The sequence below is a fragment of the Pseudomonas sp. NMI760_13 genome (assembly GCF_021283245.1).
GTDB lineage: Bacteria > Pseudomonadota > Gammaproteobacteria > Pseudomonadales > Pseudomonadaceae > Aquipseudomonas > Aquipseudomonas peradeniyensis.
The window spans coordinates 36810-46736 of the sequence record NZ_JAJSRC010000039.1 but is presented as its reverse complement, the minus strand read 5'-3'; the positions used below and the strand labels follow the sequence as shown (position 1 = coordinate 46736).

Below are 9927 nucleotides of genomic sequence, written 5' to 3'. Positions count from 1 at the left end.
CAGTCGATGGCGCTGTAGTCGTTGTAGGCGATGCGTTGAAACGCCGGGGCGGCGTAGAGCTCGGCATACAAGGTGGCGAGCTGGTCGATCAGCTGTTGGCGGTTGTGCAGTTCGGTCTCGTAGGCGCTGGCGAAGGCGCTGCGCTCACCTTCGTCGTAGCGTTCCTCGAAGCGTTCCCGTGCCTCCTGCTGCTTGCGTTCGATCCGGCGCGGCAACTGGGCCTCGACATCCACGGCGGGGAGGGGGGCCTTGGCGGCGAGCAGGGGGCTGCTGTTCCAGCGCTCCACCTCCCGTGCTTCTCGTTCGACTTCGGCGGCGGCCTCGCCAGCGGCCAGCGTGGCGTTCAGCTCGCGAATGCCGAGCAGGGCCAGGGAGGTGAAATGCTCGAAGTGCCGTTGCGGCTCGGCGCGCCAGGCCTGCAGGGCCTGGACCCAGGCGAGGCGTTGCGCGTTGCACTCCTGGACCATGCCGACGGGGTCTGGCACCGTCAGCGCGAGCACGCCATCGGCGAGCTCTTCGCGTTGTATCAGGGCAGCGATGTACGTGCGTGTGGCCGCCAGGCGCTCGAGGCGAGGGTAGAAGCCATGGACGCTGGTGAAGGGGCCGGTGCTTGGCACGGCGTATTCCAGGACCTCGTCGAGTTGCAGGCGGTCTGCGTGCATGGCCCGGCCCACGCTGCCGGGCGCTTCGCGGGCCGCTTTCAGGTCGAGAGCCTGGAAGCGGCTGGTGAGCTCGGGGTCGTTGTTCGCGATGGCGTGCTTGTACTGGTCCAGCACGGGCTTGGGCCAGGGATCGTTGGCGAAGGCGATCCAGGCGGTCGAGTACAGCAGGGTGTTGATGTTGATGAACGACGCGATGACATCGTGATGTTCTTGCCGGCAGGCCGTGGACAAGGGCTTGCCGGCTTGCGGGGGAGGCTGGAAGGCTGGGAACTGGCGCAGGGCCCCTTCGGGGGTGACCTGGTAGGCGTGCCAGACCCGTTGATCGAGCAGCACGTAGACATAGCCCTGGCGCAGGATGCGCAACTGTTCGTTGTGCATGGGGATGCCGGCGATACCGTTGTAGTTGGGCAGGTTGCGCGTGCTCAGGGTCTTGGGGCTGGGGGCGTAGGCGGTACGTAATAGGAGGATGGGCAGGCCTATACGCTGGCAGGCGGAACAGCGGGGCTTGGGGACGGGGATGGCTTGGCGTTGTGCGTCCAGGATGGATTGACTGAGGCTGAGGGTCATGGATAGCTCCGAGACTGGGGCAGCGCGGCGACAACTTTGGACCAGTCGTGCGGGATGGCCGGTTTGTCGAGCTGATGGCCGAGGGCCGCGTCGGGGCTGTTGATTACCTGCTGAAGTGTTCCGGGGGAATTTCGCATAAGGTCCTCGCTGGCAATGGCCGTACCGTCGTGCAGGCCCATGGCTGGCTGTTGCAGCCAGCCACGGGCGACGTTACGCAGACCTGAAACACTAGCGAGGAACGGATTGTGGGTGGTCAGCAGGGCTTCCCAAATCCGCGTAGGACGTTTCTCTGATTTTCCTTTTCAGCGCTTATTGGCACTATTCAGTTACATCTCACCGGCGAATCCGCGCGGGCAGGCGATCCGCCGCCAAGGTTCAGAGATCCAGCACCAACCGCGCCGAGCGCGCCCGCGAGACGCACAGCATCATGGTCTGCTGCGAGGCTTTCTCCTCGTCGCTCAGGTACTGGTCGAAATGCTCGGCCTCGCCTTCGAGGATCGCCGTCTCGCAGGTGCCGCACACGCCTTCGCGGCACAGGCACTCGACCTTGGCGGCCTTGGATTTCTCGATGGCCTGGAGAATGGTCATGCCTTGCTCGACTTCCAGTTCGGTGCCGGAGCGCGCCAGTACCACGGTGAACGCCGAGCCTGCGGCCGGCGCGGCGGCGGCGAACTGTTCCCAATGCACGCGGGACTCGGCGATGCCGGCGGCGGCGGCGCTGGCGATCACCGCGTCGATCAGCGGCTTGGGCCCGCACACATAGAGATGGGCGTCATCGGCCAGCCCCGCGCACAGCGCGGCGAGGTCGAGCTTGCGCTCCAGGCTGTCGATATAGAAGCGGGTGTTGCCGGCATGCGGGCCTTGCGCCAGGTCGCCCTGGAAGGCGCCGTGCTCGGGGGCGCGGAAGGCGTAGTGCAGCTCGTAGGGGGTGCTGCCGCCTTCGAGCTCGTGCAGCTGCGCCAGGAACGGGGTGATGCCGATGCCGCCGGCGATCAGCACATGGCGCCCGGCGCTTGGGTCGAGGGCGAACAGGTTGTTGGGGGTGGAAATGGTCAGCTCGCTGCCCACCTCGACCTGCTGGTGCATGAACGCCGAACCGCCCTTGGACTGCTCCTCCAGGCGCACGCCGATCTGGTAGCTGTGCAACTGGCGCGGGTCGCTCATCAGCGAGTAGGCATTGCTGAACTGGCTGCCGCAGGCCGACTGCATCTGCACGATGACGTGGCTGCCGCCGCTGAAGGCGGGCAGGGCGGCGCCGTCGGCGCGGGCCAGGGTGAAGCGCTTGATCTGCGGCGTGGCCTGTTCCACGTCGGTCACGCGCACCTTGAACATTTCGTATTGCTTGGCCATGGCGTACCTCGACAACGAAGCCCCGCGCCAGGCCCTGGCGCGGGGCGGGGAGCGTGTTCAGTCGTCCAGGTGGGCGACGGCGATCAGGTTGTGGAAGTGGGCGATGCCGTGCTCGCTCACGCCGCTGCGCTGCGAATCGACCATGATCCGGCCCTGGCCGCGGTAGCCGCGGGACTTCAGGCCCTTCTGCACGCTTTCGACCAGGCGCAGGTCCTCGGGACGGAACACCTCGCGGTACCAGTCGATCAGCTTGTGCTGCTCCTCGCTGAGGTCCTTGTTGAGGAAGTAGATGTCGTAGTGCTGCAGGGTGGTTTCGGCATCGACCGGGAACTCGTAGATCACGGTCATGAAGTTGGCCCCTGGCGGTACGTTGAACATGGTGCACGGCCAGGCCCAGAAGCCGGCGAAGGACGGATCCTTGACCGTTTCATCGAACTTGAACGACTGCTCCGACGGCTTGGCCAGGCCGTACTGCAAGGTCCAGTTGCCGTGCAGGCTATGGCTGTACTGGCCGACGTCCACCGAGTCGGAGAAGCCGGGGTGGGCCGGGGCGCAGTGGTAGCACTCGAGGTAGTTGTCGACGATCGACTTCCAGTTGGCCGGGGTGTCGCTGACGAAGCGTGCGGCCAGGTGCAGGTCGTCGATCACCGCGCAGGCCTCGCGCATGCGTTTTTGCATGCCGGGCAGCTGGTCTTCGACGGAACCGGCGTCGTTGTCCATGTTGATGAAGATGAAGCCGGCGTACTCTTCGACGCGCAGCTGCACCAGGGTGGAGTTGTCCTTGTCGAAGTTGGCCACGTTCTCGCAGTTGCGCGCATGGGCCAGTTCGCCGTCGAGCTTGAAGGTCCAGGCGTGGTACGGGCAGGTGATGACGTTCTTGGCCTTGCCGCTGCCTTCGAGCAGCTGGTGGCCGCGGTGCGGGCAGACGTTGTAGAACGCGCGCAGCACGTCGTCGCGGCCACGCACGACGATGATGCTTTCGCCGATCACCTGGCGGGTGATGTAGGCGTTTTTTTCGGCGACTTCGCTGCGGTGGCCGACGCAGATCCAACTGCGGGCGAAGATCGCTTCCTTCTCGTGCTCGAAGACGGCGGCCTGGGTGTAGAACTTTGCCGGGAGGGTGAAGGCCTCTTCGGGGTTGGCGCAGAAGTCGGCGGGCAGGCGTTTGAAATCGTTCATGGCTCTATCTCGGTTCTTATTGGTTAACACGTATCTGTTGGTTAACAAGTTGGGTAAATTTTTTTGTACTGCTGCGTGACGCTGCTTCCTGTAGGAGCGGCCTTGTGCCGCGAAAGGGCTGCGCAGCAGCCCCTGCAAATCCGAGGTAGACCCCAGATCCTGGGGGCCGCTTCGCGCCCCTTTCGCGCCCCTTTCGCGGCACAAGGCCGCTCCTACATGGTCAGTGCACCGCCGCTGCGCTGCGCGGCGCCTGCTGCTGCGGCTCTTCGCCGGCCAGGCGGGTGGCCTCTTCCTCGATGCGGTACGCCGGCACCTGGCCGTAGTCGGCCGCCAGCCACTTGAAGAAGCCGTAGATCTTCACCAGCAGGATCACCATGAACGGGATCGCGGTGAGCACCACGGCGGTCTTCATGGTCGACAGCGAGGCCTTGGCGAACAGCATGGCCAGCGGCACCAGGGTCAGTACCACGCACCAGAACAGGCGCAGGGTCGGGCTCGGGTCCTCGCCCTCGCGCAGGTTGCGGGTGCTGGTGGCGGCCACGGCGTAGGCGGCGGCGTCCATGTGCGAGGCGCAGAATACCGCCATGATGAACAGGTACGCGGCGAGGAACAGCGTGCCCCATGGCAGGGCCAGCAAGAGATCGGTCACCGCCGCTTCGCCACCGAGGGTACCGAGCAGCTTGGGCACGTCGATCTGGCCGTTGATGAACTGGTGCATGCTGTAGCTTTCCAGCGCGCCGAAGAAGAACCAGCAACCGAAGCTGCCGCCCAGCAGCAGGGCGAACACCACTTCCTTGATCAGCCGGCCACGCGAGACGCGGGCGACGAACATGGCCACGCCCGGCGCGTAGGACACCCACCACAGCCAGTAGAACACCGTCCAGTTGCGGGTGAAGGCGCCATCGCCGGCCGGGTCGGTGAACAGGCTCATCTGCACGTAATGTTGCAGCATCAGGCCGATGGAGTTGGCGGTGTTGTTCAGGGTGAACTGGGTCGGGCCGACCAGCAGGACAATGGCCGCGAATACCAGGGCGCCGATGCAGACCATCTTCGACAGGCGCTGCAGGCCGCCGTCGATGCCGATGTACGAACTCAGCGAGAACAGCAGCGCCACCGCGCCGATCACCAGCAGTTGCACGGTGAAGGTGTTGGGGGTGCCGGCCAGGTCGGCAAGGCCACGGGTCAGGGTCGAGGCGGTGAGCGCCAGCGACACGGTCAGCGCGCCCATCATGGTCAGCAGGAAGATCAGGTCGACGGCGCGCCCGACGGGGCCGGTGGCCTTGAAACCGGTGACCGCCTCGATGATCGAGGCCAGGTTCAGGCCGCTCTTCTTGCGCACATGGAAGTGATAGGCCATGGCCAGCGAGGCCAGGGCGTAGATCGACCAGGCGCTGATGCCCCAGTGGAAGAACGAGTAGCTAACGCTGTACTCCAGGGCCTTGGCCGACATCGGCGCGATGTTCAGGCCCGGGGTCTGGTAGTAGTAGGCCCACTCCATCACGCCCCAGTACAGGGTCGAGGAACCCATGCCGGCGCAGATGAACATGAACACCCAGGTGGTGGTGGAATACTCCGGCTTGCCGGCGCCCAGGCGGATGTTGCCGTACTTGCTGAAGGCCAGGTACAGCACGGCCAGGGAACTGCCGAACACCAGGACCTGGACGCTGGTGCCGAAGGTGCGGGTGGCCACCTCGAACAGCTGGTTGGCCAGGCTTTCGGCCTGGGCCGGGAAGGCAGCAAGGCCGATCACGGTGAGCAGCACGGCCAACAGGCTCACGGCGATCAGGAACACGTCGATCTTTTTGTTATTGGGGGACATCAATTGTCTCCTGGAGCATTTTTTTTGTAGTAGGCGTCAGGCGTTGGGGAAGTCCGTATCGAGGCTGGGTTTTCCTTTCTGTTAACCGATGGATAACAAGTATCTTTTGGTTTACAGATTCTGCATTGAATCGAAGTGGGTGGCAATAGGATCGTCGGACAATCCGGATGGTTGGTTTCACCCTTTTCGCGGGTAAACCCGCTCCCACAGGGTTTGCATCCATCCTGTGGGAGCGGGTTTACCCGCGAAGCAAGCGCCGCCGACTCAGGCCCCGAGCAGCTCTGCAATGGCCTTGCCCACTTCCTGGGTCGAGCGGCTGCCGCCCATGTCGCGGGTGGTGTCGCCGTTGGCGATCACTGTCTCGATGGCCTTGAGGATGTCGTCATGGGCCGCCTGGTAGCGGGCGTCATTGTCGGCCTGGCCGAGGAACTCGAGCATCAGCGCGCCGGACCAGATCATCGCGATCGGGTTGGCAATGTTCTGGCCATGGATGTCCGGCGCCGAACCGTGCACCGGCTCGAACAGCGACGGGAACTTGCGCTCGGGGTTGAGGTTGGCCGACGGCGCGATGCCGATGGTGCCGGCGCAGGCCGGGCCGAGGTCCGAGAGGATGTCGCCGAACAGGTTGGAGGCCACCACCACGTCGAAGCGCTCCGGCTGCAGCACGAAACGGGCGCAGAGAATGTCGATGTGCTGCTTGTCCCAGCTGATCTCGGGGTAGTGGGCGCCCATGGCGGCGGTGCGCTCGTCCCAGTAGGGCATGCTCACGGCCATGCCGTTGGACTTGGTCGCCGAGGTGACGTGCTTGCGCTCGCGGGTCTGGGCCACGTCGAAGGCGTACTTGAGGATGCGGTCCACGCCACGGCGGGTGAACACCGACTCCTGCAGCACGAACTCGTTGTCGGTGCCTTCGAACATGCGCCCGCCCAGGGACGAATATTCACCTTCGGTGTTCTCGCGGATCACCACGAAGTCGATGTCGCCGGGCTGCTTGTTTGCCAGCGGGCAGGGCACGCCGGGGAACAGGCGTACCGGGCGGATGTTCACGTACTGGTCGAAATCGCGGCGGAATTTCAGCAGCGAACCCCACAGCGAGATATGGTCCGGGACCTTGTCCGGCCAGCCGACGGCGCCGAAGTACAGGGCGTCGAAGCCCTTGAGCTGGTCGAACCAGTCGTCGGGCATCATCTTGCCGTGGGCCAGGTAGTAGTCGCAGCTGGCCCACTCGAAGAACTCGAACTCAAGGTTCAGGCCGTGCTTGCGGGCGGCGGCCTCGACCACGCGCAGGCCTTCGGGGAGGACTTCGTTGCCGATGCCGTCACCGGGGATGGCGGCGATCTTGAAGGTCTTGGTCATGGGGCGCCTCTCGTGTTCAGGGAAGATGCGGCCATGCTATAAGGCTGTGCTTCGGAGATAATCCGGCAATCTATCAATTCTTGGTGCACGAATCGTGAATAATCTGCCGAACCTGGATGACCTCGATATCTTCCTGCAGGTGGCCCGTCGCGCCAGCTTTGCCGCGGTGGCCGACGAGCGCGGCATGTCGGCGGCGTTCGTCAGCAAGCGCATCCGCCTGTTGGAGGACAGCCTCGGCGTGCGCCTGCTGCACCGCACCACCCGGCGGGTGACGGTGAGCGAGGAGGGCGAGCGGGTGTACCAGTGGGCGCAGCAGATCTTCGAGACCCTGCAACGCATGGGCGACGACCTCAACGCCGGCCAGCGCGAGCCGGTCGGGCAGTTGCGTATCGCCAGCAGCCTTGGCCTGGGCCGACGCTTCGTGGCGCCGGCGCTGTCGGAACTGGCGGCGCGCTATCCGCGCCTGGACATCCGCCTGGATGTGCACGACCGCCTGGTGGACTTGATCGCCGAAGGGGTCGACCTGGATATCCGCGTGGGTAACGTGATCGCCCCGCACCTGATCGCCAAGCCCCTGGCGCGCAACCGTCGGGTGTTGTGCGCGGCGCCTGCGTACCTGGCCGAGCATGGCACGCCGCGGGTGCTGGCGGACCTGGCCAGCCATGACTGCCTGGTGATCAAGGAGCGTGACCACCCGTTCGGGCTATGGCACCTGGAAGGGCCGCAGGGCGAGGAGAGCGTGCGGGTGACCGGCGGGCTGTCGAGCAACCATGGCGAGGTGGCGCACCAGTGGTGCCTGGACGGGCGGGGTATCCTGCTGCGCTCGTGGTGGGACGTGCACGACAGCATCGCCGAGGGGCGGCTGGTGCAGGTGCTGCCGGACTACCAGCAGGCGGCGGACATCTGGGCGGTGTACACCGCGCCCTTGGCCGGCTCGGCCAAGGTGCGGGTGGCGGTGGAGTTCTTTCGGCAGTATTTTACCGAGCGGTATCGGTTGCCTGATTGAAGGCAGGGAGCCGTGTAGCGACCCCACCGCCTTCAATGACTTGGCAGGTTCGAACTCCGTTTAATTGGGTGGAGAAATATTGAACCTGAAGCGGTGAACATTACCGTTCATGGCACCGCCTGTCTGAGTCCTCTCGATAGTGTTTGGAATACCGTTGGGGGAATCGAAGTCAGCTATCCCGAATTTACCGTATAGCTGACCTTTGAAATTCAATGTCCGGCTACGGTCTTCGTTATAGAACGTCCAATAGCTAGTGGGGGGGCTGCCTGCTGAATGCGAGAAGATTCGCGCTGAACGTGCCTTGCCGCCCGCGTCGTGAGGGCAGCCTACTTCTTCAGTGATCAGGTATTCGGAAAAGGAAGTGCTAAAGCCACACATCGGGCTTTTGAAGTTTTTCTCAGCAAACAGCAGGACAGCATTACCTCCATGCAGGGCATCTACAACGGCGCCATTCAGTGCTCCGCCTTTCTGCTCACGAATGTAGCCTGCGGGTACATCTTTTGAGTCGTCAATATTCTTGACCTCGACATCATCTGCACCTTCGGCGGTTCTCGTGTAGCACACATGACGTTCTCCCGGTCCGTCATAGAGGCAAAGGCGCTGTGCGATGCCGATATTGGTCAGCCAGAAGGACCGCACAGGTTGCTCATTGCACGCGCTGGAAATATTCACTGGTTGCCCGGAACGAATCTGAAGGTAGCATTCCTTTCCCTGGGAGTCCGGTTGTTCATATAGCGACAGACTGAGTGCATTGAGCGGGCCGTAGAAACTGCTCACATACTCGGCCCTCTTGTCCTCAATGAACTGCGCCATGTCATGCAGCGCGTCACCCATGGGCTTGCCCTGATATTCCACCCTGGGGTTGGAGAAGTTGGGCAGGGCGCCGTGGGCGGTGACCATCTGGGTATGGAACTCAGGGGCGGTCTCGCGTTTGTAGCCATGGTTGAGTGGATTGGTAGGCGCGGGGTCCCAGCCAACGCTGCCGCCATAGTTCTGGCCAAGTACATGGGCCAGTGACGAAGGGCAACTGATGGCGCTGTACGCGGTCTCCTTGGTCGACCAGCTGTACGCGACCCCACAGGACTCGGTGAAGGTGCCATACAGCGAGACCAGGTGTGCGCCCAGCGCGCCGCGGTATTTCCAGACCATCTTGCCCAGCTCGGTGTCCTTGCTTTTCAGCTCGTTCAGGTCACTACCGTCGCCTTCGTAGTTGGAGTCGTAGATAGCGGCAAGGTAATAGATGACTTTGATCTTGCTATTGACGAAGTACTGGTTGGCATCCTGCAAGGCACCAATCAATTCTTCCTTATAGTTTGGCTTACTCTCGCGAACGGGCTTGGTTGATACCAGCAGCACATTTATCTCGTAGAAGTCAGGCCGTTTGGCGTTGTCGGACGGGGTGATCTTGTCAGTGGCGTCTGTGTCCCGTAACGGCCTGGCTTCCGCAGGCAGTTTCGACTCATCCACCTTGATCAGTGCGTGCTGGCCAGGGCCTATGTAGTCAAGACGATAGAGCTGCCCATCGACGATCAGTCTACCGACGACCTTGTCCTGTTGGCGTACAAGGGAAAGATAGTAGCGCGGATCGTAATCGATTTCGTTCTTCGCTTGGCTGGCGTGTTTTTTCTTCCACTCGGAGGCCTTGTAACCTACCCAACTGTCAAATCCGCTGGCCAGGGGCTTGGAGGGGCGCAAGTGGAACTCTACGGTTTTGCCATCAGGTGTCGAGACGGCGATAGCCTGAGTCTGTGGATTGACCAACTTCGCATCCACCTTGACCAGCTTGATCTCGACGTTGGCAGGTTCAGCTAACAACCTGGCCAGGTAACCTGTCGCGGTCTTCTTCAACTGGGCGGTATCCTGCCCGGTTTCTACAGTAAACAGTGGCGTGGCCGCTTGCGCGGAAATTACCGTGACCATCGCCAGTAATACCCCCGCCCACGCTGTTTTCCAATTGCGCACTTTCATCGGATTGCTCCTGTGGTTTA

The 9927-nt window shown here is 63.0% G+C and carries 8 protein-coding genes; 1 reads left to right on the top strand and 7 read right to left on the bottom strand.

Going from position 1 to position 9927, the window contains the following annotated elements; genetic code table 11:
* From LU671_RS26850 to LU671_RS26825, 6 genes are all read right to left on the bottom strand, one after another.
* A partial coding sequence (locus LU671_RS26850; RefSeq protein WP_332880098.1) for a T6SS effector BTH_I2691 family protein occupies nucleotides 1-1229 on the bottom strand: 1229 nt, incomplete at its 3' end.
* Nucleotides 1226-1408, bottom strand: a complete 183-nt coding sequence (locus LU671_RS26845; RefSeq protein ID WP_203647173.1) for a hypothetical protein — start codon at nucleotides 1406-1408, stop codon at nucleotides 1226-1228. The genes LU671_RS26845 and LU671_RS26850, both read right to left, overlap by 4 nt.
* A 196-nt stretch (nucleotides 1409-1604) precedes the next feature.
* Entirely contained in the window at nucleotides 1605-2579 is a 975-nt protein-coding gene (locus LU671_RS26840; RefSeq protein ID WP_232857449.1) for a PDR/VanB family oxidoreductase, read from the bottom strand.
* Nucleotides 2580-2636: 57 nt separating this feature from the next.
* Nucleotides 2637-3758, bottom strand: coding sequence for an aromatic ring-hydroxylating oxygenase subunit alpha (locus LU671_RS26835; RefSeq protein WP_050706148.1), 1122 nt, complete (start codon nucleotides 3756-3758; stop codon nucleotides 2637-2639).
* Nucleotides 3759-3978: 220 nt separating this feature from the next.
* Nucleotides 3979-5577, bottom strand: coding sequence for a BCCT family transporter (locus tag LU671_RS26830; RefSeq protein WP_198744704.1), 1599 nt, complete (start codon nucleotides 5575-5577; stop codon nucleotides 3979-3981).
* 264 nt (nucleotides 5578-5841) lie between these two features.
* A complete protein-coding gene (locus LU671_RS26825) occupies nucleotides 5842-6933 on the bottom strand; it encodes a tartrate dehydrogenase (protein WP_232857447.1) in 1092 nt (363 codons plus the stop codon).
* A gap of 94 nt (nucleotides 6934-7027) precedes the next feature.
* On the opposite strand from LU671_RS26825, the gene LU671_RS26820 reads away from it, so the two are divergent.
* A complete protein-coding gene (locus LU671_RS26820) occupies nucleotides 7028-7939 on the top strand; it encodes a LysR substrate-binding domain-containing protein (protein ID WP_203647171.1) in 912 nt (303 codons plus the stop codon).
* Between the two features lie 60 nt (nucleotides 7940-7999).
* On the opposite strand, the gene LU671_RS26815 is transcribed toward LU671_RS26820, so the two are convergent.
* Nucleotides 8000-9907, bottom strand: coding sequence for a hypothetical protein (locus LU671_RS26815; protein ID WP_232857441.1), 1908 nt, complete (start codon nucleotides 9905-9907; stop codon nucleotides 8000-8002).
* Nucleotides 9908-9927 lie beyond the last annotated feature (20 nt).

Excerpts from the sequence above, each read along its gene's own strand:
- LU671_RS26845 (WP_203647173.1), bottom strand. The coding sequence starts at position 1,408 with ATGGGCCTGCACGACGGTACGGCCATTGCCAGCGAGGACCTTATGCGA.
- LU671_RS26840 (WP_232857449.1), bottom strand. The coding sequence starts at position 2,579 with ATGGCCAAGCAATACGAAATGTTCAAGGTGCGCGTGACCGACGTGGAA.
- LU671_RS26835 (WP_050706148.1), bottom strand. The coding sequence starts at position 3,758 with ATGAACGATTTCAAACGCCTGCCCGCCGACTTCTGCGCCAACCCCGAA.
- LU671_RS26830 (WP_198744704.1), bottom strand. The coding sequence starts at position 5,577 with ATGTCCCCCAATAACAAAAAGATCGACGTGTTCCTGATCGCCGTGAGC.
- LU671_RS26825 (WP_232857447.1), bottom strand. The coding sequence starts at position 6,933 with ATGACCAAGACCTTCAAGATCGCCGCCATCCCCGGTGACGGCATCGGC.
- LU671_RS26815 (WP_232857441.1), bottom strand. The coding sequence starts at position 9,907 with ATGAAAGTGCGCAATTGGAAAACAGCGTGGGCGGGGGTATTACTGGCG.